General features: G+C 55.2%; 24 protein-coding genes. 17 read left to right on the top strand and 7 right to left on the bottom strand.

Going from position 1 to position 24,167, the window contains the following annotated elements:
- Positions 1 to 23 precede the first annotated feature (23 nt).
- The 6 genes from TH4_RS18815 to TH4_RS18790 all read left to right on the top strand — a co-directional run bounded on the left by TH4_RS18815 (position 24) and on the right by TH4_RS18790 (position 8,689).
- Positions 24 to 665: a protein phosphatase CheZ gene (locus tag TH4_RS18815; RefSeq protein ID WP_063087517.1), complete on the top strand. Its 642-nt coding sequence runs from the start codon at positions 24 to 26 to the stop codon at positions 663 to 665.
- Positions 666 to 676: 11 nt separating this feature from the next.
- The gene (locus TH4_RS18810) at positions 677 to 1,567 is read left to right on the top strand and encodes a flagellar motor protein MotB (protein ID WP_245228006.1); all 891 of its coding nucleotides are present in this window, start codon (positions 677 to 679) and stop codon (positions 1,565 to 1,567) included.
- Entirely contained in the window at positions 1,564 to 2,289 is a 726-nt protein-coding gene (locus TH4_RS18805; RefSeq protein ID WP_008890391.1) for an OmpA/MotB family protein, read from the top strand. The genes TH4_RS18810 and TH4_RS18805 overlap by 4 nt, the downstream gene beginning before the upstream one ends.
- A 2-nt stretch (positions 2,290 to 2,291) precedes the next feature.
- Positions 2,292 to 5,762 (top strand): tetratricopeptide repeat protein, encoded by a 3,471-nt coding sequence (locus TH4_RS18800; protein ID WP_064782347.1) that lies wholly within the window; start codon positions 2,292 to 2,294, stop codon positions 5,760 to 5,762.
- A gap of 99 nt (positions 5,763 to 5,861) precedes the next feature.
- Positions 5,862 to 7,181, top strand: a complete 1,320-nt coding sequence (locus tag TH4_RS18795) for a tetratricopeptide repeat protein (RefSeq protein ID WP_064782346.1) — start codon at positions 5,862 to 5,864, stop codon at positions 7,179 to 7,181.
- Positions 7,182 to 7,420: 239 nt separating this feature from the next.
- On the top strand, positions 7,421 to 8,689 hold the full coding sequence (locus TH4_RS18790; RefSeq protein WP_064782378.1) for an NAD(P)/FAD-dependent oxidoreductase: 1,269 nt from the start codon (positions 7,421 to 7,423) through the stop codon (positions 8,687 to 8,689).
- Positions 8,690 to 8,739: 50 nt separating this feature from the next.
- Here the strand turns inward: TH4_RS18790 and fliP are convergent, their stop codons facing one another.
- The 5 genes from fliP to csrA form a co-directional block, all read right to left on the bottom strand.
- Positions 8,740 to 9,564, bottom strand: a complete 825-nt coding sequence (fliP, locus tag TH4_RS18785) for a flagellar type III secretion system pore protein FliP (protein ID WP_209272241.1) — start codon at positions 9,562 to 9,564, stop codon at positions 8,740 to 8,742.
- On the bottom strand, positions 9,561 to 9,947 hold the full coding sequence (locus TH4_RS18780; RefSeq protein ID WP_064782345.1) for a FliO/MopB family protein: 387 nt from the start codon (positions 9,945 to 9,947) through the stop codon (positions 9,561 to 9,563). Before TH4_RS18780 ends, fliP begins: the two co-directional genes overlap by 4 nt.
- Positions 9,948 to 10,131: 184 nt before the next feature.
- Positions 10,132 to 10,467: a flagellar protein FliT gene (locus TH4_RS18775; protein WP_008890385.1), complete on the bottom strand. Its 336-nt coding sequence runs from the start codon at positions 10,465 to 10,467 to the stop codon at positions 10,132 to 10,134.
- Entirely contained in the window at positions 10,464 to 10,880 is a 417-nt protein-coding gene (locus TH4_RS18770) for an EscU/YscU/HrcU family type III secretion system export apparatus switch protein (protein ID WP_008890384.1), read from the bottom strand. The genes TH4_RS18775 and TH4_RS18770 overlap by 4 nt, the downstream gene beginning before the upstream one ends.
- A 231-nt stretch (positions 10,881 to 11,111) precedes the next feature.
- The gene (gene csrA / locus TH4_RS18765) at positions 11,112 to 11,378 is read right to left on the bottom strand and encodes a carbon storage regulator CsrA (protein WP_008890383.1); all 267 of its coding nucleotides are present in this window, start codon (positions 11,376 to 11,378) and stop codon (positions 11,112 to 11,114) included.
- A gap of 285 nt (positions 11,379 to 11,663) precedes the next feature.
- Here csrA and flgB point away from each other — a divergent pair, with 285 nt between their 5' ends.
- The 7 genes from flgB to TH4_RS18730 all read left to right on the top strand — a co-directional run bounded on the left by flgB (position 11,664) and on the right by TH4_RS18730 (position 18,114).
- Complete coding sequence (gene flgB / locus TH4_RS18760) at positions 11,664 to 12,065, top strand: flagellar basal body rod protein FlgB (RefSeq protein WP_008890382.1); 402 nt, start codon at positions 11,664 to 11,666, stop codon at positions 12,063 to 12,065.
- A gap of 23 nt (positions 12,066 to 12,088) precedes the next feature.
- On the top strand, positions 12,089 to 12,496 hold the full coding sequence (gene flgC / locus TH4_RS18755; RefSeq protein WP_063087529.1) for a flagellar basal body rod protein FlgC: 408 nt from the start codon (positions 12,089 to 12,091) through the stop codon (positions 12,494 to 12,496).
- Between the two features lie 45 nt (positions 12,497 to 12,541).
- On the top strand, positions 12,542 to 12,868 hold the full coding sequence (gene fliE / locus TH4_RS18750) for a flagellar hook-basal body complex protein FliE (RefSeq protein WP_064782344.1): 327 nt from the start codon (positions 12,542 to 12,544) through the stop codon (positions 12,866 to 12,868).
- Positions 12,869 to 13,053: 185 nt separating this feature from the next.
- Positions 13,054 to 13,323, top strand: a complete 270-nt coding sequence (fliQ, locus tag TH4_RS18745; RefSeq protein WP_063087530.1) for a flagellar biosynthesis protein FliQ — start codon at positions 13,054 to 13,056, stop codon at positions 13,321 to 13,323.
- A 51-nt stretch (positions 13,324 to 13,374) separates the two neighbouring features.
- Positions 13,375 to 14,139: a flagellar biosynthetic protein FliR gene (gene fliR / locus TH4_RS18740; protein ID WP_064782376.1), complete on the top strand. Its 765-nt coding sequence runs from the start codon at positions 13,375 to 13,377 to the stop codon at positions 14,137 to 14,139.
- Positions 14,140 to 14,189: 50 nt separating this feature from the next.
- Positions 14,190 to 15,260, top strand: coding sequence for a flagellar biosynthesis protein FlhB (flhB, locus tag TH4_RS18735; protein WP_064782343.1), 1,071 nt, complete (start codon positions 14,190 to 14,192; stop codon positions 15,258 to 15,260).
- A gap of 229 nt (positions 15,261 to 15,489) precedes the next feature.
- Complete coding sequence (locus tag TH4_RS18730; protein ID WP_064782342.1) at positions 15,490 to 18,114, top strand: hybrid sensor histidine kinase/response regulator; 2,625 nt, start codon at positions 15,490 to 15,492, stop codon at positions 18,112 to 18,114.
- A 36-nt stretch (positions 18,115 to 18,150) separates the two neighbouring features.
- Here TH4_RS18730 and TH4_RS18725 read toward each other — a convergent pair whose 3' ends face one another.
- Positions 18,151 to 19,188, bottom strand: a complete 1,038-nt coding sequence (locus TH4_RS18725) for a sodium:calcium antiporter (RefSeq protein ID WP_064782341.1) — start codon at positions 19,186 to 19,188, stop codon at positions 18,151 to 18,153.
- A gap of 85 nt (positions 19,189 to 19,273) precedes the next feature.
- The gene (locus TH4_RS18720) at positions 19,274 to 20,173 is read right to left on the bottom strand and encodes a DMT family transporter (protein ID WP_064782340.1); all 900 of its coding nucleotides are present in this window, start codon (positions 20,171 to 20,173) and stop codon (positions 19,274 to 19,276) included.
- 526 nt (positions 20,174 to 20,699) lie between these two features.
- Between TH4_RS18720 and TH4_RS18715 the strand changes: the two genes are divergently transcribed.
- From TH4_RS18715 to TH4_RS18700, 4 genes are all read left to right on the top strand, one after another.
- Complete coding sequence (locus tag TH4_RS18715; RefSeq protein WP_157097806.1) at positions 20,700 to 21,293, top strand: type 2 periplasmic-binding domain-containing protein; 594 nt, start codon at positions 20,700 to 20,702, stop codon at positions 21,291 to 21,293.
- A gap of 168 nt (positions 21,294 to 21,461) precedes the next feature.
- Positions 21,462 to 22,181, top strand: coding sequence for a substrate-binding periplasmic protein (locus TH4_RS18710; RefSeq protein ID WP_064782338.1), 720 nt, complete (start codon positions 21,462 to 21,464; stop codon positions 22,179 to 22,181).
- A 336-nt stretch (positions 22,182 to 22,517) separates the two neighbouring features.
- A complete protein-coding gene (locus TH4_RS18705) occupies positions 22,518 to 23,246 on the top strand; it encodes a substrate-binding periplasmic protein (RefSeq protein WP_064782337.1) in 729 nt (242 codons plus the stop codon).
- Between the two features lie 77 nt (positions 23,247 to 23,323).
- A complete protein-coding gene (locus TH4_RS18700) occupies positions 23,324 to 24,001 on the top strand; it encodes a hypothetical protein (RefSeq protein WP_157097805.1) in 678 nt (225 codons plus the stop codon).
- Positions 24,002 to 24,167: the final 166 nt, after the last annotated feature.

Below are 24,167 nucleotides of genomic sequence, written 5' to 3'. Positions count from 1 at the left end.
GGCAGGTGTCCCGCGATACCGCTATGTCTAAGGCGACCAAAGACGAACTACGTCAGTTGTTGAATGATCTTCAGGCTCGCCTTGACGGTGATGACCTGAAGGTCGAACAATTGTCCGATCTGATGGATCAGTTGTCGCGCTTTATGGGCGATAAACCGACCGATGATCAGAAACGTTTGTTTGGCGAGCTCGATGAGCTTTCCGGCATCATTCGCAAGATGAAATCGGAAATCGCCTCGCTTCGTCCGGACGACATCAAGGCCGAGTATATCCCCAACGCAACCGACGAGCTTGATGCCATCGTCGATGCGACCGCCGGGGCAACACACGAAATCCTTGATGCCATGGACACGCTTGAAGAATTCGCAAGCACTCTGCCGCCAGAACAGGCCGAAATCGTGACCAGTGCAACGATGCGCGTCTACGAAGCCTGCAACTTCCAGGATATCACCGGCCAGCGCACCACCAAGGTGATCAAGGCCCTGAAATCCATCGAAGAACGGGTTGAAGGGCTTGTGACGGCATTTGGTGATGAAATCGCCAAATATGCTGCCGCCAACCCGCGGAAGAAAAAAGAACCGGAAGGCGAAGAGGCTTTGCTGAACGGTCCGCAGCTTGAAGGAAAAGGCGTAACGCAGGCCGACATCGACGCGATGTTTAACTAAGTGGCGTTATCATGGCGGAGATAGAGGACGATGGACCGACACCACCTTCCCCCCCTACAAACGGGGCAGTGGCGTTGTTTCTGGCGCTCTATCTCCTTCTGCTAGCCTTTTTCATTCTGCTCAATACCATTTCGACCTTTGAAGAGGTCAAAACCCGCGAAGTGCAGGAAAGCCTTTCCTCGGCATTTGCGGCCATTCTCCCGCCGACAACCAGTTTGCAGACCGTAACCTCCATCGAGGGGCCAACGGTATCAGCACAGGAAACCCAGGACAAGCTGGGGCATCTTTTCGAGACCGCCATCAAAGTGGTCCGGGTTGAAGTCATTCAGCCGGGCAAGTTGATGGAAGTCATCATGCATGTCGATCAGCTGTTTGATACCAATTCCATCCTGGTCCGAGAAAGACAGGCCGATTTCATGCGCCAGCTTGCCGAAGTGCTGGCTGATGACGATGGGTATGCCTCCTACGAGATGGAAATGGTCATGGGCAGCCAGATCGAAGACAAAGGCACGATCCAGATTGAAAACAATCTTCAGATCGCCCAGGCCGGATCATTTGCCCGCGAGCTGACCGATGTCGGCGCACCCGAAGACCGTTTCTTTGTCGGGATTGACCCGGGTGCCGACCCGTTCATCGTGACATTTCGCTTTTTCTGGAATTTCGGTCCCAAGGAAGCGCCGGAACCGATCAATCGTAACGGCAATGGCAACGGAAATGAAACACCTGCCGCAACGCCGACCTCCACGACGCCGGATTCTGGCGCAAATGGCGTTGGTTCGGGCGGGCAGACGGGTGCTGTCGCGCCACAACAATTCATGATCCCGCCGGCAAATGGTGGCGCGCAGCCATCCATTTCCCAGCCGATCCCGCTTGGGCCACAAGCATCGGGAGGTGGCGGATGAGCGAAGACGCACCACGCAAGCCAGAGGTCAAGGGCCCACCGCCCTGGATGCTTAGTCTGGCGGATCTGATTTCGCTGCTGCTGACATTCTTTGTCATGCTGTTTGCCATGTCCAAGGTCAAGATCGATCGCTGGGACGAGGTCGTTGATGCCTTGTCGCAATCTATCAAACCGTCGCCGGTCGAAGATACCGACGAGCCGATGGCGAACATGAACATTCCGCGTGTGTATCGCAAACCGGCAATGAACCTTGATTATCTCAGTGCCGTGATTGACGACGCGATTGATGACAACCCGGTGCTGGGGGATGCGCGCATGTCGCGCGAAGCCGACAAACTGGTGATTTCCCTGCCGGGTGATATTCTGTTTGTTGCCGGCAGTTCGGATATGACACCCAAGGCGCAACAGGCCTTGTTTGTGCTTGGCGGGGTGTTGCGCAATATCGGTAACCGTATCGGTGTTCAGGGGCATACCGATCCGCGACCGCTTAGCGGGCGTGGGCAATATGCATCGAACTGGGAACTTTCGCTGGCCCGTGCCGGGGCTGTTGCCAACGAGTTAAAGCAATCCGGTTACACAGATTACATAAATATTTACGGATTTGCGGCATCAAGATACGACCAGCTTCCCAAACTCTTGGATGAGGAGGCGCGATTTGCAATGGCGCGCCGGGTCGACATTGTAATCGAGCCTCACGGGGGAAGCGGGATCGGAGGCACGTAAGTATGGCGAAACTTGCCGTGCGCATCCTGCTGGCGGTTGCAATTGCGACCACCACGGCAATGGTTTTGCCTTATAGCGGAATGCGCCCTGCAATAGCCCAGGTGGCGGACCCTGTTATCATCCGCTCCGGGCTTCATAACGGGTATGGCCGAATTGTTCTGCAATGGAACGAGCCGGTCAATTACACCGCCGAGATCATCGGCGACCAGTTGGTCGTGCGGTTCGATCAGCCATTGGTGGCTTCGTTGCGCGGTGTTCTGACGCCGGTTTCGCGCTATATTTCTGATGCTTTCTTTGATCCCGATGGTCGCACAATCGCCTTTGTGCTGAGTGATGATTACGAAGTGCGCGCGTTTAACGTCGGCAGCAACGTCGTCCTGGATATCCTTGATAAACCCCAGGCACCGGCACCCGCAGTACCGACACCCCCGGCGCGTCCCGCACAGGATGACCAAACCCCCGAAATAACCCCGGCGCCGACAACGCCTGTTGAAACCGTTGCCGATAACCCGGCAGAACTGGCGGAGCTTGACGTGCGGGTTGGACGCCATCCCACCTTCTATCGGCTGGTGTTTGACTGGCCAAACCGCACCGATTACGTCCTTGAAGGGGCGCAAGGCGCGCAGACCATCGCGTTTGATGCGCCGGCCCGGATCAATGCCAACGATATTTCACGACGCCTGCCCGAAGGTGTGCGTGTGCGCCAGGGCGACACCAATCCGCTGGATGTCGTTGTCGAAACGACCCCGGCACGACAACTGCGCCATTTCCGGTCTGGCAACAAGGTCGTGGTTGATATCATGGGCGTGCAGCGTGCCCCGGCAACCACCACCGCACAAACCCGGACGACAGACACACCAGAGGCCGGGGTGACAACCCCAGCGCCGCCTGCGCCTGCAACCCCGTCTGCAACTGCGCAGAACGAAGATGCGGCACCAGATATGGCCGATGCAGCCGCACCAACGCCCGAAGAGGGCGCGCTTGACCCCAACTCACCCGAAGCCCTTGCACAGGCCGCGCAGAATGCGGGTAATACTGTTCGAACCAACGGGCAGGCACCGATCGAACGGCAAAGCATCGGCGATCTTGTTGTCACTGTTGACCAGACCGCGACCGAACTGACGCTTGGTTTCCCGTTCGGTCAGCCGGGCGGGGCGGCGGTATGGTCGCGCGCCGGGTTCTTGTGGTTGGCGTTTGATGTACGTGCCAATCTCAATCTTGATAACGTGCGCCAACAGGCCGCCCAGATCATCGGCGTTGTCGAACAGATCGAAAGCCCTTACGCAACGATTGTCCGCATGACAATCCCCGATGGCATCGGCCTTTACACCGGCCGGAGTGAAACGGGTGATTGGCGCATCACCATGCAGCAAGGCATCATGCAGCCGGTTGAAAAGCTGGGTCCGTCGATTGAATTGGACGAACAGACCCGTGCGCGCCTGATCGTACCACTTGAGGATGTCGGGCCGATTATCCCGATTGATGATCCCGAAGTCGGTGACACTTTGCGTGTAACCACGACAACCCAGAACGGCTATGGCATCGAGGTTGCGCTGCGCTATCCGGAATTTGAAGTTCTGCCATCCGTTCAGGGCGTGGTCGTTGCCCCGATGAATGACAGCGTGCAGGTCGCCGGGCGCGATGATGGGCAGGCCGTGATTGTTACCGCCGAAGATGGTCTTAACATTTCACCGGAAGGTGCGCGCTTGCTGGCCTCGGCAACCGGCGTGCGTGCGCAAACAGGCGATGGCCGCGAAGGTCTTATTTTCGAGTTGGATGATTGGCGGCGCGGTGGTCTGGATCAATACAATAAAACCATCCGTGGGCTGCGCCGGAAAATTGCAGAATCCGGTGACGAGCATCGCAACAAGGCGCGTCTTGATCTGGCGCAGTATTATCTGGCCAACGGATTGGGACCCGAAGCCGATGCGGTGATTTCCGCAATGGAACACGATGATCCGCTGATTGCCCAGCGGTTGCAGTTCCGTGCGCTTAAGGCAGCGGTCAAGTTCCTGAACCGGGAATATGAAGAAGCCGAACGCCTGCTTGAAGATGAACGCCTGCGCAAGATCCCCGAGATGCAGCTTTGGCGGGCGGTGACCCTGGCTGCGCGCGGGCGTCCGAACGAAGGTGCGCGCGACCTTCTAGAAAGTGTTCATATCCTTGACTACTACCCGCCTGAATTGCTGTCGCGTCTGGTGCCGATTGCAACCGAACAGGCCTTGATCGTCGGCAACCCCGAAGCGGGCATGGACATGATCGAAAAGATGCTGGTGACCCCGGGTCTTTCCGAAAGCAAGATCATGGATATCCAGTACCTCAAGGGTATTTTCGAAGAAGAAGCCGGCGAGCTTGAACAGGCCGTTGCGACCTGGGATCAGGTGGCAGAGGGCGAAAACCGCAAGGCGCGTGCGCACGCGATCTTTGATCGCACCGAACTTCTGATGCGGCTTGAACGCCTGACGGTCGAAGATGCGATCGAACAGCTTCAGAAACTGCGTTTTGCATGGCGTGGTGATGCGTTCGAGATGGCGTTGCTCAAACGGATCGGTGAACTGCAGATCGAGAACAAGGATTTCCGCGAAGGGCTTAATACCCTGCGTCAGGTCGCGATCTTCTTCCCGAATATGCCGGTGGCGACCGAGGCGACCGACATGATGCACAAGACTTTCGAAAACCTGTATCTCGGCGAGGAAATCAATAATATCTCGGCGATCAAAGCGGTTGCGCTGTATGACGAGTTCCGAGAACTGACGCCGGCGGGTGACAAGGGCGACGAACTTATTCGCCGTCTTGCCGACCGCATGGTTGATGTCGAACTGTTTGAACGCGCCGAGGAACTCCTTGAACATCAGGTCGACTTCCGTCTGACCGGGGTGGAAAAAGCCCGGGTCGGGGCGCGACTGGCCTTGGTTTATCTTCTTGATAGCAAGCCCGAGGAAACCATCCGCATCATCGACGAGACCGAAGTTCCGGGCGTTTCCGATGAACTTGCCACCCAGCGTCGACACCTTCGGGCGCGTGCCCTGCTTGATACGGATCGCGGTGTCGAGGCGATTGCGTCGCTTGAAGGCGACTATTCGCGCAATGCCGAATTGCTGCGGATCGACCATTATCGCAATACCCGCGACTATATGTCCGCCGCCGAGACGTTCCAGCGTCTGGTCGGTGAAGAACCATTCGATGAAAACGGTATCTCTGATGAGCGTGGCCGATACATGCTCAATTGGGCGGTCAATCTGGCGATGGCCGGGCAGGAACGCACCCTTAACATGCTCAAGCGCCGCTATGGCGAAGTCATGGCCCAAAGCCCCTATGCCGAGGCGTTCAGCCTGATCACGTCTTCGCCGACCCAAGGCCTGATCGATTACCGGACGCTTGCCGATCGCGTCGACGAAGTAGAAGAGTTCCAAGGTTTCCTTGCAACCTATCGAGACCAGTTGGAAAAGTCGCAGCTTAGTGCTATAAATTAACGTTCAATAACTATATGGTGGCGCCTTTTTCGCCCAAAGTGGGTGTAAGCGCTATGATTCTGTTGGATTTTTTTGAGCGGTGAAGAGTGTAGTGCTGTGATGGATCGTGCACTTAAAATGGTCTATTACGATGAGGCGAATGTCGAAAAGGACATTTTCGCCCAGCTTTCGCTTGCCCAAAAGCATTATCTGGGCGACGGCATGCCGCGTGATGAGTCCGCGACCCGCCGCATCCTTGACCAAATTCACAGACAGAGCCGTGCTTTTGCGGCTGTTTGCTATGGCTATATGCGCAGCAAGGGACTCGGCGTTGCCGAGGATCTTGGCGAAGGCCAGCAATGGTACCGCGAAGCAGCCTACTGGTTTAACGAAGAAGCTGCCGCTGGTGGTCCGGTATCGGCAAACAACCTTGGTTATCTCTATGCCAAGGGGCTTGGCGTTCAGGAAAATGCCGAAACGGCTGCGCACTGGTTTGAAGAGGCGATCGAGTTCGGCTCTGTCGCAGCACTTTACAACCTTGGTGTTTGCTACCTGAACGGTTGGGGCGTGCCGCAGGACGACGAAAAGGCTGTCTCCTATTTCGAACGCGCAAGCGAACTGAATGACCCGTCTGCTGCCAGCGTTCTGGCATACCTTTATCTTGAAGGCCGCGGGGTTCGTCGCGATCCGTCGAAATCGTTCGAGTTTAACATGCGTGCGGCCCGTGCCGGCAGTGTCGAGGCCGCATCGGCCCTTGGTTATGCCCTTGGTGTCGGGCTTGGCGCGGAACGCAATATCGCCGAAAGCATCAGCTGGTTCGAACTCGCCGCGAGCGAAGGCGATGCCTATGCCCAGGCCAACCTTGCGATGTATTTCTGCCATTCATCGGATCTGAAGCTGTTTGACCGCGGATGGAAAATGTTGAGCCATGCAGTTAATCAGGGGGATGCATCTGCGAAATATCAGATGACCCAGATCCAGATTTTCGGTGTGCCGCATCGCGAACCCGATTACGCCAATGCGCTGGACCTTGCCATGGATCTGGCCGAGCTTGGCCATCCGGGCGGCTATCACCTGATCGGTGTGATGTACGAACATGGCCTTGGCGTGCCGGTTGATATGGTGCGCGCGGCGACCTGGTATGAACGTGCCGCCCGCAAGGGATCGGCAAATGGTCAGGCAGCACTTGGACGCCTTTATGCGATTGGTAGCGGCGTCGAACAGGACAATATTCTGGCCTATTACTGGCTGAAAATGTCGGCACCGTCCGAAGGCAGTCAGGCGCAGCGCGAAATGGGGGCAATCCACGCCCGTATGAGCGAGGACGAACGCAAGGTGGCCGAAAAATACGTGGCGGAAAATCCAGGCCCGCGTCGCGGCAGCTTTGGCCTCAAGCCGCTTGAACAGGATGTTTTCAAATCCGGCCGCCGCCAAGGTTAGGACCGGATATCCGTTGGGCGCCAAAGCCCAAGTCTAGGGAAGACCAAAAGCCGTCCTGCGCTGCAGGCGGCTTTTTTATTTGCCGGTCGGGTTCGAGGGAAGGTGTTGTTACCAACGGCGCCCGATACATCAGAACTAATCCATTGATGCCATCTGGATTTGAGTTATGGTTTTAAAATCAGCTCGTTAACCCCATTAATTTCCGAGTTCCGCCGCAACACCCGGTGACCGAGGTCCACATGCAAGATGATCTGACGTCGGTCTGGGAAGCGACCGCGAATAACGCCCCCGAAACGCAAAAGCCCGAAGGTGAATACGCCTGCGATGTCTTGGTTATCGGTGGCGGCTTCACCGGGATGTCCTGCGCGCTTCAGCTTGCCAAGGGCGGTGCGTCGGTGATTGTGGTGGATACCATCCGGCCGGGTTTTGGTGCGTCCGGGCGCAATGGCGGGCAGGTGATCCCGGGGCTTAAACACGACCCGGACAAGATAGACCGGCTTTATGGCGAATTCTCAACCGCGTTTGCCGGTAAAACCGCCGAGACAACATTCAACCTGATCAAGGAACATGACATCGACTGCGATGCCACACCAAGCGGATGGATACAGGGTTCGGTCAAGCGCGATCACCTTGGCTGGTTGGAAAACCGCATGCGCGAATGGCAGACGCGCGGGGCGGATGTCAAAATGCTCGATACCGCGGAAATTCAGGCCCTTTCGGGAAGCCAGCGCCTTGTCGGTGGCTGGCTCGATAACCGGGCAGGCCAGCTTCATCCGTTGAAATACATTCGCGGCCTGACGCGTGCAGCGCAGGCGGCAGGGTGTCAGGTATTTGCACCGGCACCGGTTCAGCGCGTTAAAAGCATTTCCCGGAAATGGCATGCCGAGATTGGTGATGGCACGGCATCCATCACAAGCGACCATCTGGTGGTTGCGACAAACGCCTATTCCGGCGACCTGTTTCCGAAATTGCGCAAAAGCCTGATCCCGGTAAACAGCTTTCAGGTGGCAACAGCGCCACTCAGTGAAGAGCAGCTTGCGACAGTGCTGCCAACCAAAACCCCCGTTTCCGATAGCCGCCGGATTGGCAATTATTTCCGCATCGGTCCGGGCGGACGCCTGATGATCGGGGGGCGGGGATCCTTTGCTGATCCCGTCAGTCGCGCGGCATTCAATGGGATCGTCTCGGAACTTCATGCCTATTATCCTTGGACGAAGTCGGTTCCGATTGAGTTTTGCTGGTCGGGCCGTCTTGCCATGACCTATGACCATTTGCCGCATATTCATCGTCCGGTGGACAATATGACGATGGCGGTTGGCTATAACGGGCGCGGGGTGGCTTTGTCGACGTCACTGGGCAAGGCTATCGCCGATAACCTGTTGGCACCCGATACGCCGTTGCCCCTGCGGTTCAGTGACATCAGCCCGTTGATTGCCCATGACATGCATCGTGCCTATGCGACGATTGCGATCTGGTATTATCGCCTGCGCGATTATCTCGAAAGCTGAGATAAGCTGTTTTTCTGTTGTCTGGGATGCGACGTTTTTGGCCCGTCGGCCTAACCGCCGAAACTCTCGACCAGTGATCCGGCAATCAGGTACCAGCCATCAACCATCACAAAGAAGATCAGTTTGAACGGCAGGGAAATGATGACCGGCGGCAGCATCATCATACCCATCGACATCAGGATACTGGCGACAACCATGTCGATGATCAGAAACGGAATAAACAGCAAAAAGCCGATTTCGAACGCACGGCGCAATTCACTGATCATGAAGGCCGGGATCAGCGAGCGCAGCGGGATGTCATCAGGGGATGTGATTTCCTCGATCCCCGCCAGATTGACGAACAGCTGAAGATCACGCTCGCGGACCTGGGTCATCATGAAATCATGAACCGGTTTGACGGACCGTTCGAACCCTTCGAATTCATCAATGTTGCCATTGATCATCGGCTCCAGCCCCTCTTCCCAGACCCGTTCCAATGTCGGCATCATGATAAACAGGGTCAGGAACATCGCCAGACTGATCAGAACCTGGTTTGGCGGCGATTGCTGAATGCCAAGGGCGGTTCGAAGCAGGCTGAGAACCACGATAATACGGGTAAAGGACGTCACCATCATCAGGATGGCCGGCGCGATGGACAGAACCGTGATCAGGCCGATCAACTGGATCAGACGTCCCGATGATGTCACCCCGGGGCCGTCGCCAAGATCAAAGTTGAATGATTGTGCCTGAACGGTATCGCCGCCTGCCATGATGGCGATCAGCGGGATCAGCGACCAGATTGCGCAAAGCGTTAACCAGCGCGGCGCGCGCCAACCAGTTTTGGCCGGTTTCACATCCTGGGTGCGTGCCGATGGTGATGGGATGTCACGGTTCATGCAGGCGCATTCCTGTCAGTCTGATCGGTGTCTTTTGGGCTGTCGGCCGTGATCGAGCTATCCGAAGATGCGGGGATTTCATCGGCAAGGCTCTGATTGCCAAGGATTTCACTGAATTGTGTGCCGATATTACGTTCGATCACTGTGTCGCCATTCGGGCCAAGCATGACAAGATGTTCAGTGTCATCACGTTTGAGCAGAACCAGACGGCGTTTGGTATCGACCGGGACGACTTCAACAACGGACAGGCGTCTTTTCACACCACGGCGGTTGATGTTGCGCGCACCGGGTACGAACCGTCGTGCCAGAAGGGCAAACACGCCAATAATCCCCAGCACAAAAAGCAGGGCGGCCACAAACCGGAAATAGGCGCTTAGTTCCATCAGGCAGTTTTCCCCGTCGACAACCTGTGACGCTCAGTTGGCAGGTTGATCTTGAAACGATCACCTGTCTTCGTGTTTCTGTTTACCGTGCCGTGCAAGGTCAGGCAAGGCAGCATCCACATGCGCTGCCCCCAAAGGTCAGTTTCAAGGGCCGGTTTTAAATCAGCACCTTAGTGGGCAGAGCCTATTTCGTGCGTGCGGCCTGCGCATAGGCATTTGTTGCCTGTGCGGTGTTGCTGATGCCGCGCAGCTGCCGCTGGATGTCGCTATATTCCTGCTGCATGCGGGTTTCGAACTCTGCCAGTTCCTCGCTCAAAGCGGCAAGCAACGGGGCAACATCCTGACGCTGATCCGGGGCCATGGTACGGGCCTTCTCGCACAAATCGGCAATGCGGCTTTCAAGCGCTGCCAGTTCAACCACCTTGCCGTCTTCAAGGTATCGCTGTCCGGTGCGGATCAATGACAGGACGCGCTTCAGGTCGTTTTTGAACTGATCGGGCTTGTACTGTTCTGGGCTCATGATGGGCCTTCCCCGTTTACGTCATTATTTGGTGTGGCCATGATCTGATCTTCGGGATCGGACTGGCTGCGCGACGGACCGCCATAGATGCGATTGATCCGGTATATATAGTTCAAAATCTCGGCGACGGCTGCAAAGGCTTCGAGCGGGATTTCGCTTTCAACATCGACAGCCATCAGAATTTCGGTCAGGTCACTGTCCTTGCGGACCTTGATGCCGTTGGCAAACGCGACTTGCAATATCTGTTCCGCAACGCTGCCTTCACCCTTGGCACTTAATGTCGGGGCATTATCCTTCCCATGCCGATACCGCAGCGCGACCGCCTTTTGGTCATGCGCACCCGGTGCGGCAAGATTTTCCGTCCTGCTTGCCGGGGTGTCGGTAATGTCATAGGTGGGCTTTTTCCCGCTCATTCGGTTCTTCAACTCAGGACGGTTTGCCGTGCCAGCTTGCGGCGATCAACCTCAATAGCGTCGACCATAGACCCAAGATGGTCAACAAATCGTTGTCGCCGACAACTGCGAGTGTTGTCGGGCAAACGACTGTCAGATGACACAGTCGATAATCATCGGGCTGAGACGTTCTGTATGTGGGATGTCAGTAGGGGAGGGATTTAAGCGATGAACGGGGCCGCGGCATAGTGCCTAATCGTCGCTGGAATCGCTCTTTTTCTCGGACGCGGTCTTGTCGGATGATCCGACAGTGCCGAGGTGGCGAATAAGATCTTCGCTGACTGCTGCCGAACGGTTTTCTTCCTGAATGCGATCATAAAGTTCGCGACGCAGGACTTGAACATCTTCGGGGAAGGTGAAGCCGAGCTTTACGGTCTTGCCGCGCACCTCAACGACAGTGACTTCAATATTGTCATCAATGACAACGGAGTCGCCAACTTTTCGTGTGAGATAGAGCATGCAATGTCCCGGTTTCGATAGATAGATGACAAATATAATTCGTCAGATGCGCTCAATATGCCCGGTTTCATACTCGGGGTCTAGTACCCGCAGTGATTAGAACGAAATGCGGGCAAATTCAACGCTGTTTTTATGTTTGGCACGCTACGTGCATTTGTATTGGCAGGATTTATCGGGGCGGCAAAAACGGCCCTTCGAACGATCCGGGTCCGATCAGGGCGTGATGTTAACTTCGGCTTTACCCGCGCACTCAATACTGCAAGACGCGCAGACAAGGAGCAGGAAATGGATATCGGCAAACTTGGCATGTTCGCCAACCTCAAAGAGAAGATGGACTGGCTGACACAGCGTCAGGAAGTCATCGCGCAGAATATTGCCAACTCCGATACGCCAAACTACCGCGCCAACGATCTTAAGGAATTCGACCCGAAGAATATCGGCCGCGACCGTCAGTTCATCCTTGCGATGCAGGCGACCACGCCGGGCCATAGTCAGGGTCTTAACAAACCGCAGAACTTCAAGGACGAGGAAGTGCGCAAGAACTATGAAGTCGCACCGGGCAAAAACGCCGTCATCCTTGAAGAACAGATGGTCAAGATGAACGAAAACCAGGTCGATTATCAGACCATGACCCGTCTGTATGCCAAACAGAAATCAATGTTCATTTCGGCCCTTGGCCGCATTTAACCTGTCGTTAGAGAGTAAGAACCATGGAACTTTACAAGGCTTTTAAAATCTCGGCTGCCGGTATGCGCGCACAGGGTACCCGTCTTCGTGTTGCGGCTGAAAACGTTGCCAACGCAGACAGCCTTGCAACGGCACCCGGGCAGGAGCCGTATCGCCGCAAGCTTCTGACGTTTAAAAACGTCATGGACCGCGAAGTCGGTGTCGAGATGGTCAAGGTCAATAAGGTGATGCCGGATCGCTCTGATTTTGGTATGAGATATGAACCAAGCCATCCGGCCGCCAACGATCAGGGCTATGTTCAGACACCGAACGTTGAAACGCTGGTCGAAATGATGGATATGCGCGAAGCACAGCGTTCATACGAGGCGAACCTCAATGTGATCCAGTCATCGCGCAGTATGTTGCTCAAGACCCTTGATATCCTGCAGTAGGCAGTCGATATAACGGGACAAGAACACGCTTAAGGATTGATACCGATGGTCGCAAGCTTCAACGATGCTATTTCTGCCTACCGCAATGCGGCCGCTGGCAAGACCAACACCGTTACGGAAACCGTAACCGGTACGGGCCAGTCCGTGAATCCGGGGGAAAGTTTTGCCGACATGGTCAAGGGGGCGGCATATGATGCCCGCGATACCATGAAAGTCAGCGAACAGATGACCCAAAAGGCCATTACCGGTGATGCCGAACTGCACGAAGTGGTGACTGCAGTGTCCGCCGCAGAAGTTACCCTGCGTACCGTTGTCTCGGTTCGTGACAAGGCCGTCGAAGCCTATCAGAGCATTCTCAACATGCCGGTTTGATCGGCATTTTCAGACGCCCGTGATAAAACCGCGCGATCATTCGTGCGGTTTTTGTGTTTTTGGGGAAATCCGCAAGGAAGCGTTTGATAAGTCAGGAAATCATGGCAAAACCCGTGATAAATCCTGTATGAAGGATAAAGGCCCGAAGCGGCCCGCATGACAAGACGGCGAAACAGGAAGACCCGATGGATCAAGCTGAAATCATGGACGTGGCCTATGACGCGGTGTGGACACTGCTGAAAGTCACCACGCCGTTGATGCTGATTGCACTTGGGGTTGGCCTGATCATCGCCCTGTTTCAGGCCCTGACACAAATTCAGGAAATGACACTGACCTTCGTGCCCAAAATTCTGGTGATCTTCATCGCCCTTCTGGTTTTGCTGCCGTGGATGATGACCGAGATGGTTGAATTTATGGGCCGAATGGTTGACCACTTTATCGGGCTACCGAATTAGCGATAAACCCGCCGCCCGCCAGCGTGGATGAGTAAGGCAGTCGAAGACGACATGGATCTTCAAGAACTTCTTACGCTGAATGTTTACGTCGTCCTGATGACTTTCGCCAGGGTGGGGGCGGCCTTTGCCTTTATGCCGGGTATCGGGGCGCGTTCAGTCCCGGCACGCGCGCGCCTGTTGTTTGCCTTTTGGGTGGCGGTTGTCATTTCACCGTTGGCCGGGCCGCTTTTCCCCCCCCAGCCGGCTGATGCGCCGTCGCTTCTGGTTGGCATCGGATATGAAGTCACGGTCGGATTGTTCTTTGCCCTGTTTGCCCAGGTCATGATGGCCGGAATCCAGACTGCCGGGTCGATTATTGCCTATCTGTCATCGATGGCGAACGCCTTTACCGCCGATCCGTTGTCCGGGGCACAAAGTGCTGTGACGGGTAATTTCCTGATGCAGGTCGGGTTGGTGTTGCTGTTTGCCACCGGTATGGATCATTTGATGATCCAGGCGGTGTTTGAAAGCTATACGCTGTTTCCGCCGGGCGGTATCTTGCCGGTGGGCGATATGAGCGAGTTTTTTGCAAGGGCGCTGAATGACAGTTTCGCGATTGCAATGCAGATGTCGGCACCGTTTCTGGTGGTCGCAATCTGTTTGCAGATTTCTTTGGGGCTGCTCAACAAGTTGATGCCACAGTTGCCGGTGTTCTTTGTCGCAATGCCCATACAGATCGCGATCGCACTGCTTTTGTTGACCTTGGCCCTGCCATCCATGATGATGGTTTATCTTGCATATTTCGAGAACGGGCTTGAGGCGTTTCTGAGTCCGTAAGGCGCTGACAGGGCGAATTTGATCCTGCATCGCCGCGTATGGGTTTACCAATGTCAGAAGAAGACGACAGCCAAAAGACAGAAGACCCCACAAGTAAAAAGCTTGAGGACGCGCGAAAGAAAGGTCAGGTGCCGGTTTCCAAGGAAGTCGGCAACTTCATGATCCTGTTCGGCGGTGGTCTGGTCATGACCATGCTCGGGCCGAGCATGGCCGCAAGCGTGCGCGATCTTGCTGTCGGTTTCCTTGAACATCCCCATCGATTTGACGTCACCCAGGCGGGCATTCCCGGTCTGTTTGAAGACGTGATTCTGGGCATGCTTTGGGTGCTGGGCATTCCGTTTGTGCTGTTGATGTTTTTTGCCGCAGCCGGGCACATTGTTCAGAACGGTATCGTCGTTGCGATGGAACGGATTGAACCCAAGCCTGACAAACTGAACCCGCTGACCGGGCTCAAGAACCTGTTTTCGATGAAAAGCATGGTCGAGTTTGTCAAAAACGTAAGCAAGATCATCCTTGTTGGCGTTGTGCTTGGCCTCGTGATCGTGCCTGAACTGATGGACGTTGAACTGTATCCGCAACTGTCACTCGGCCTGACGCTGGAACGCCTTTACGACATGATCGTGATCCTGCTGATTGCGACGATCTCGCTCACTGCGGTGATTGCCGGGCTCGACTTTGCCTATCAGAAGTACGAGTTCAATCAGAAAATGAAAATGTCCAAGCAGGAGATCAAGGACGAATACAAACAGACCGAGGGTAGCCCCGAGATCAAGGCAAAGGTCCGCCAGATCAGGATGGAACGCGCCCAGCAGCGCATGATGTCAAACGTGCCCAAGGCCGACGTGGTCATCACCAACCCGACGCACTTTGCCGTCGCCCTGCAATATGACATCGATACCATGGGGGCGCCGGTATGTATCGCCAAGGGGCAGGACAATGTCGCGCTTAAAATTCGTGAAGTTGCCGAGGAGCACAACATCACGATCATGGAAAACCCGCCGGTTGCGCGCGCCCTGTTTGCCACCGTCGAAATCGATCAGGAAATTCCGCCAGAACATTACAAGGCCGTTGCCGAGATCATCTCCTTCGTCTTCCGCCAGCGCGGCAAGAAACTCGGATAATTATTGCGTGTCATGCGATCACAAAAATGACGCGTTCAGGGGACAATATTGTTTGAAAGGCAGGGCCGGATTTGGTTCCTGCCTTTGGCATATCTTGTGTGAACTGTGTTCGGTTTGTCGTGATTGCCGGGCAGTCTTATCGAGGATAAACTTGCCGGTAGCCAGTCGGGCGATAAGCAGCTAAAAGTATAGACTATTTTGTTAAGTTATTGTCGTTAAAGGCGGTCGCGTGCTGTTTCGGGGGCTTATCCTTGCTGTAAGTGTCGCATTCGTTGCGTTTGTCTTCGTCCTGATGGACGTCTTGGCAAAGGCGGGGCTTGACGCGCGTCTGATGTGGATCATCGGTGCGATGGTCACCGGTGTTGCGGTGGTCGCCGTTGCGTCATTGTCGCTGTCTGCAAAGCTTCGTAATGGCGGGCATGACGGGCTTGGCCCGCTGATTTCGGGCTTCGCGAAATCCGATATTGGTGTTGCACTGATTGATGCCTATGGCCGCACGCTTTACGCCAACCCGGCCTTTTCATCCAAGCTCGGCATAGAAGCCGGATCGGACATGCTGTCCGCCCTTGAGGCGCGCCTGTCCTTCCTTGGCATTGGCAGCGACGAACTGGCCGAATTGCGCACCCGTGCGATGCGCGGTGAAGGCGGGCAGATGTTTGTCGATCTGTCGCGTTCTGAAAAGTATCAGGCCGATCTCGCCACTTCGGATGCGGATGACGAAACCCCCGAAGAAGCCACAGACGGCGAAGAGGCTGACAAAGAAGCCGACGGCACGCCTGATACGAACAACGCCGCCAATGGTGCCTGTCTTCGCATTTCTGTCACCGCCGCCGATGCGCGTGCGGGCAAGATGCTTTGGACTGTTGACGGTGTCGACAGCGCTGTGATGGCCGATGGCGGATCTTCGTTGCTGTTACCGGCCGAAGAGACCGAGAAACGATTTGCCCTGTCGGGGCCGCAGGCCAGCGAAATGGTCGCAAACCTTCCGGTTGCTGAGGCGCAAGGTGGGTTCGAACATGCCGATCAGATGATTGAACGTCTGCCGGTCGGGGTGTGTGGCCTGGATGAAGAAGGCCGCATTCTCTACCTCAACCGCCGTCTGGCAAGCTGGCTGGGCGGGGAGCCCGAAGACTTCAACAACGGGTCGGTCGAACTTGCCGATCTGATTGTTGGTGACGGCGTTAATGGCGAGGTCAAATTCAAGGTTGCCGGTGGCGAACCCATTCGTTGTTTCGTGACTCATTCGATCAATGCGCCGGGTACCGGGCCAGTGCGCAGTCAGGCTGTGATCTTCCCCGATCCGATGCCGGCCCACGAATGGGAACATGCATTGGCAGAAACCGAACGTCGGGTGCGCTGGTTCTTTGATGAAAGCCCGCTTTCGATCGTTCTTGCCGATATGTCTGGCACAGTCACGGATGCCAACCGCGCCTTTATCGATACGGCCGGTCAGATGCATCACAAGGTTGTTGGTCGTTCGATCCTGGAACTGATCGTGCCCGAAGACCGTGACGAAGTGGCGCGTTACCTGTCCAAGGCCGTGATGGGCATGGGCAAGGGGGGGCAGATTGAAGCCCGCCTTTCGGGATCACGCGGAGTTGCCGCCCAGATTTATCTGCAACGTGTGGCGGGCCGTTCGGGCGAAGCCGGTGCGTTGCTGTTGAACTTCCTTGATACGACCGAACAGAAGAACCTTGAGGAACAATTTGCCCAGTCCCAGAAAATGCAGGCTGTCGGTCAGCTTGCCGGCGGGGTGGCGCATGACTTCAATAACCTTCTGACCGCGATGATCGGCTTCTGTGATCTGTTGCTGTCGCGTCACGGGCCGGGTGATCCCAGCTTTGCCGACATCATGCAGATCAAACAGAATGCCAACCGTGCGGCCAATCTTGTCCGGCAGCTGTTGGCGTTCTCGCGTCGTCAGACGTTGCAGCCGAAAATCATCAACATCACCGATGCGCTGGCGGAAATGTCCAACCTTCTGCGTCGCCTGATCGGCGAGAAGATCGATCTTAAGGTCAGCCACGGTCGCGACATCGGGTTGGTCAAGGTCGACCCGGGGCAGCTTGATCAGGTGATTATCAATCTTGTCGTCAATGCGCGTGATGCCATGGCGGGCGAGGGCGGGACGCTTACGGTTCAGACCAGCACCGAAATTATCGACGAGCCGACCGCAACCGGCACCGAGGTCATCCCGCCGGGCGATTATATCGGCATCAAGGTGACCGATACCGGCATCGGCATTCCCAAGGATAACCTGACCCGCATTTTCGAGCCCTTCTTCTCGACCAAGCAACGCGGCGAGGGGACGGGTCTTGGTCTTTCGACCGTCTATGGCATCGTCAAACAGACCGGCGGCTTTATCGCGGTCAATAGCGAAGAGGGCAAAGGCACGACCTTTACCATCTATCTGCCGCGCTATGAGGCATCCGAGGCCGAACTTGCCGAAACGCAGGCCGTTGTTGAAGAAACCCCGTCACGCGATTTGACCGGCACCGGCGCAATCTTGCTGGTCGAGGATGAGGACGCGGTGCGGACCTTTGGCGCGCGCGCCCTTCGCAGCAAGGGCTATGACGTGCTTGAAGCCAATAACGGCGACAACGCGCTTGAGGTGCTAAACAACACCGACAAGGTCATAGATCTGGTGATTTCGGACGTTGTTATGCCCGGCATTGATGGCCCGACCCTGATCCGCATGCTGCGAGAGAAAAAGCCGGAACTGAAGGTCATCTTCATCTCTGGCTATGCCGAGGATACCTATCGCGATGAGCTGGACGAAGAAAACGGTGTGCACTTCCTGCCCAAGCCGTTTTCGCTCAAAGATCTTGCGACCAAGGTCAAGGAAGTGCTTTGAGGCGTTTACGCCACAGGCCAGCCCGCCAGATAGAATCTAGCCCGCCAGATAGAATATTGATCCACCATAAAGTGCCAGCATCGCAAAGCTTTCCCAGCCGATATTGCCAATGCCACGGCGTTCGCGGTTCAGCATGCCTAACAGCAATACTCCGCTCATCAGGATGACCAGCGCAATGGTGAAAATGTGCTGATCGGTAAAGGCGGCGTAGATCGACCCTTCGCGATAGGCAAAGTCGGATGCGGCCAAAAACAGCACATCAAATGCATTGCCGCCGATGATGTCGCCAACTGCCAGATTGACCGCCCCCATGCGCACCGCGGCAATGGCCGAAACAAACTCCGGGAAGGACGTTGAAATCGCGGTCAGGAAGGTGCCAACGGCGGTTTCACTGATCCCGGTCACTGCAACGATTGCAAGGCCAGCCTGCCCGATGACGTGGCCGGCAATGGCGGTCAAAAGCGCGAAGGCAAGAAACTCAACCCAAAGCCGAACGGAGCTTTCCGGGTGGGTGTCGGCTTCGTCATGTTTGGCGTCTTCTTCGGTCAGGTCGGTTTTCTTGGGATGCCACATCGGTTCATCACGGATTTCCGACAAAAGGTTCAGACCAAACGCGTAGATGATGAACAAAAGGATCGATGCCGGGTGAATATGAAAAATCATCCATTCCGGCCCGGCATAGGCCAGAAGCGGCACGGACAGCATGCTTAAAAGAAGGGTGGTTTGCGCAAGGCCGGTAGCACTTGCCGCGGCATGTTCGAGATTGCCCTTGCGATAAACCAGATCGGCAATCGCCAGAAAGGTTGTCTGGGCGGCGATCCCGCCAAGTGCGTTGCCAATCGCAAGGTCTGTATGGCCCTGCCATGCGGTAGTGACCGACAGGACACTGCCCGGAAGGCTGGTCGACATGCCGACAAACAGTGCGCCTGCGATGATTTGCCCCATGCCGGTACGCTCGGCCAGTTTGACGGCAATCCCTGCAAGTCGGGTCCCGGCAAAACCGATAATCAATGTGCAGACCGCAAAGGTCATCACAATTATGCCGAGCGACTGCTGGCCAAGGTCAAAGGGCATGCGCTGCTTTCCGTGATCAGAGAGGACTATCTAGTCTAACTTCTCACAGGCCTGCTTGTTCCTTGGCAGATGTGGTGCGCGTGGCTTACGGGGTTTCAGGGACGCTCGGACGCGGACGCATCCACGCAGGCACAAGGTTCAGCACCAACGCGCAGCCCAGCATGATTGTGATCCCGCCAATGAACTGCATGGCAGAAAGTTTTTCACCCAGAACGGTCGCCCCGATAAAGACGGCAATCACGGTGACCAGAAATTCAACACTGATCGCGCGCGTCGGCCCGATGGAGGCGACCAGTCGGAAATAGGCGATATAGGTGCACACACTCATCAAAACTGCGGCAATGATCAGATACAGGTAATCCATGGCAACCGGTATGCGTTCCAGCGGCACGGCAAAGATCAGTGGCAAGGTCATCAATCCACCAAACAGAAACGCCCCGATGGTGGTTTCCCAGTTGCCACTGTTGCGCAGATGGCGGCTGGCATAGTTGCTGCCAAAAGCCGCACACAGGGCGGCAAGGATTGATGCCACACAGCCGAGGGCAAATTCGAACGTGACCGGGACGGCGGGGAACCCGACCAGCAACACAATGCCACTGATGCCAAGTACCAAGCCGGCAAAGCCCTGTCTTGTGGTGCGTTCAAGGCCCCAGAGCTGGCTGATGATCATGGAAAACAATGGAATGGCTGCGACAAAAATGGCGGCCATCGCAGTCCCGATCCGCGGTGCAGCATAGGAAAGGCCGATCAGTTGCCCGGCAACCGTGGTGGCGCCGACAATGGCAAAGGGACGCCAACCAGCAGAAAAATCAAGTTTGCGGCGAAACAACCGGGCAAGAAGGTAAAGCGATCCGGCAGCAATCAGGGCGCGGAAGGTGACGGCACCGACCCAGCCAAAGGCCTCGACAATTTTAACAACAACGAGGAATGAAAGTCCCCACACGATGGCAAGGAACAGGTAGCGGGCGATATCCCCTGGTTTCATCGAGGGTGTCCGGAAGATGGGGCGTCGTGCATCCATTCGGGATGCAGGGCGGCACGGTTGAAAACTTTGGTGGCTTGGTGGCGCTGCTTTCCCGATTTCCGGGCCAGCCGCGCGCAGATGGTGCGCGCCATTTTTTCATCGGTCAAGCGCGGAATACTTGTAATTCCAAAACATCGGGGGTTGCAGCATGTCGCACTCGGGACAAGATGTATTGATGCGATGAAGGATATGCGCATTCGGCGCTGGTCACATCATACAATAAGACGTATCGTTTGGTCTGTTGCGGTGCAAACGCCAGAACAAACAAGTTCCAGAGCATTCCGAAATTGCGGAACCTCGGCGAACAAAAAAGAAAATAGACCAACGCCTCTTGGGAGTATTTATGGCCTGCTATTCAAGCCACAGGTTTGCCCGAAACTGTGTTTTTGCAGTGATATGTTTCATTGCCCTATTGCTTTCTTTCCGGCTTTTGCCCGCTGCCAGTGCAGATGAGAAATGTATTCGTATTGCGATGCCGGAAATCTACGTGGATCAGCAAAAAATCGAGCTCTATCGCAAGGCGATGGCAGACGTTGGCCTGTGCGTTCATCCCGAAGCCATGCCGCAAACACGTGCTGTGGCAGCACTGAATTCCGGGCAACTTGAAGGGGTTTTTGCATCGCGTGAAGATCTGCCGGAACTTGTTACTGTGCCATTGATTTCCGGTGATGTGCTGCTTGGTCGATTGGCTGGATATCTTGTTGTGCGCGACGGTCCCGTCAATGGTATTGCAGATCTCACTACGGAGGTCCTTGGCGTGCCGCTTGGCGCGACCTGGTGCACCAAGCTTGTTGAGCAATACGCAAACGTGATCAGGGTACCGCGCGGTACGGCGATGTTAAAGGAAATGCTGGCCGAAGGGCGCATTGATGCCATGTTGGCTGATGCCTATTCGCTTGGTCTTGCGGGCGGTGTACCCGAAGGATACAAGGCGGTCGAGGTTGACCATTTTGATGTGCATAGCTGGCTAAAAGCCGAGTTTGCCGATATCAAACCGCAGTTTGACCGCGCCACGCGCGCCTTTCTGGCAAAACTTGGTATTACGATATCCTGTTGCGACAAAGCGGATCCTCCGAATTGAAACCGCTTAAGGCTGATAACTCGCCGCTAGGCAATCAGCGGGTTTGAATATATCTTTTCAATCAACGGATTAAAAAATCTGGAACGACAGAACTTGCCAACCAGGTGCAAGCTGAACTTCCCGGGATTCGGTTACTCAACAAACAGTTGGTGCCGTGGGAGACTGAAAATGGCGAGCTTTCAATTGCACACGTTCTTGCGGAACTGTGCCCTGACACTGTTCTGTTTGGCGGCGCTTTTGGTTTCCTTTGCCATGCTGCCCGGCGCAAAGGCAAAGCAACCATGCCTGCGCATTGCCATCCCCGAAGCCACAATTGGCGATACCGGACACGATATTTATCAGGCGGCAATGAATGATGCCGGTCTTTGTGTCGAACCTGTTTTGATGCCCCATGCGCGAACGTTCATGGCAATGCGCCATAAACAGATTGATGGCGTCTTTGCCATGCTTGAAACATATGGGAAGACGACTGAAACGCCTGTGATCCGCGGCAGTGTCATTTTGGGAAAACCCGATGGCATGTTTGTCGTTAAAAAGGATGGGCCCAAAACCCTGTCAGAGCTTACGTCCGAGCAGATCGGTGTCTGGTTGGGAACAGGCTGGTCAGAAAAGCTTCTTGAACACTATGAACATGTTGTGCCCATCGCCGGTGGACCGGAGTTAATGATGGAGATGCTTGTGAAAGGGCGTCTGGATGGCATTTTGCTCAATGACTATTCATTGCGCAGCCAGGGTGGTGCGCCCGAAGGGTTTGTTGCGATCCCTGTTGCCAATCTCGCCGTCTATAGCTTCCTTCGGGCCGAACATGCCGAACAGATGGCGAAATTTGATAATGGCACCGTCCGCTTCCGGGAAAAGATAGCGGCCTTCCGCAAGGATCCCTCCTGAGCCGCATCACACTTTGGGCCAAAGGCATTCCCGCCTTTGCGGCTGAGTGCTGCTGAGTGCTGCACTGCGCGGTCAAATTGGCTTTGGCGCCCAACCAGCTTGGCTTTGATTCTGGCGCATAATGTTGCACTGCGACCTATACGTTTGCGTTAGACGGTTGGCGAACAGGTGCTTGCACGCGCTTTTGGATTACACTTATAGTTTTCCCTAACGGCAAAAGCCGAAACCAAAGAACAATGAAAATGACCCGACCGCAAACAATGACGGCGGGCAGATCAGGTAGGCTCGCAACATTTCCCGCTATCACCGGGAAGATGTTGCCTTGGGGGTGATACTATGGCGCTTCGCAAGCCCAATGCGATCGTTCGGTCGTGTATGTTAGCTGTCATTTTTCTGGCAGCACTTTTCCTGTCATTTGAATTGCTGCCCTCGGCAAAGGCAGACGAAGAAGTCTGTCTCAAGATTGCCTTGCCGGAAATGGCCGATCATGTTCGCTCTGCCGAGCGGTACCGTGCCGCGATGGCAGAGGCCGGGTTATGTGTGCAGCCCGTCTGGTTGCCAAACAAACGCACCGCTGTTTCGCTTAAACGCGGCGAAATCGATGGTGTCTTTGCCAGCGGCGAAACTATTCGACAATCGGCAGGTGTGCCGCTTGTTTCTGGGGCGGTGGTTGTTGGACGTCCCAAAAGCCTTTTGATCACGGCTGACGACACCGTGAAATCACTCAGTGATCTTAAAAACAAGGAAATCGGCGTTTGGCTGGGCGATGACCACGGCAAACAGGAACTGGTCGGTCTTGCCGATATCGTCACCGTACCCGGGGGTGCCGGGATGATGTTGCGCATGCTCCGTCATGGGCGGCTGGATGGTCTGCTTATTGACGACTTCTCGCTTAATCAGACCGAAGGCGTGCCGGAAGGCTATCGCACCATCGAACTGGAAACGCTTACGACCTATAGCTGGCTGCGCAAGGAATACGAGGCCCTGTTGCCGCAATTCGATCGGGGAACATACCTTTTTCGGGCGGCACTTGAGCCGGAAATGGAAACCGAAACAAAATCGTGAATCTCGTGAGCTGAACTGATAGGTTGAAGTTATATAATCTTTTCTAATGTAACCAGATCAGGCTTGGAGTCCGCTGTATGCGGTTGTTCGGTACTGCCAGTGTATTGATTGCTCTTATGATAGTCATGTGGCAGCCAATTTCAGTAAGAGCACAACCGTGTTTGCAACTGGCTGGTCTTGAAGACGCCATCGGCAGAGAAGTCGGTGAAAAGCTCGAACACATCTTTGCCGGTCATAACCCCTGCCTTTCAGTGCAATATATGCCTGCAAGTCGTTCAGAGGCGCTGCTTCTGAGTGATGAGATTGATGGTGATTTTCCAAGGTTGCCGGAGTTCGCGCCTTATGTTGGCGCCAAGGCAGTGATGGTTCCGGTCCCGCTTATCTCTGGTAAGGGGGTGTTGGTAACCTCTGACCCTGCGATTCAATCCGTTGATGATCTTGGTGCCGTGACATTGGGCCTTCGGCGTGGCACCAAATGGTCCTCGGAGGCTGCTGGCGGGCATATCAACCGGATATTTTTGCCATCATACGACATTGTCGTTGATATGTTTTTAAGGCGTCGTCTTGATGCGTTTCTGATCGAAAGTAACAATCTGAAACAGTATGAAGCGCAATTGGCGTCTGCGACGAAAACGGTGGTCAGGCAGGGGCACGCCTATCTTTGGCTTTCGAAGAAGAACGAAAAATATCTGCCAGAGATCACCCGTGTGCTGACTCAATCTGATTTTCAGACTCTTAATGCCTACGATCAATGAAGATCAAATGTGTCCCGCCTGCGTTGTGTTCTTGAGACAATAATCTGATCTGTCCGTCTGCCATTTTGTGGACGGAAAACGTGCGTGCTTAAGGGCGCTTGTGTCTTTGTAAGGTAATAAAAGCCATTGCAAATGACGTAAAACTCCGCTGTATGACGGAGGCAGG

Source organism: Thalassospira tepidiphila MCCC 1A03514, assembly GCF_001662875.1.
GTDB classification, from domain to species: Bacteria; Pseudomonadota; Alphaproteobacteria; order Rhodospirillales; family Thalassospiraceae; genus Thalassospira; species Thalassospira tepidiphila.
The sequence above is the reverse complement of the archived record's forward strand: the minus strand, read 5'-3'. Positions and strand labels throughout refer to the sequence as shown.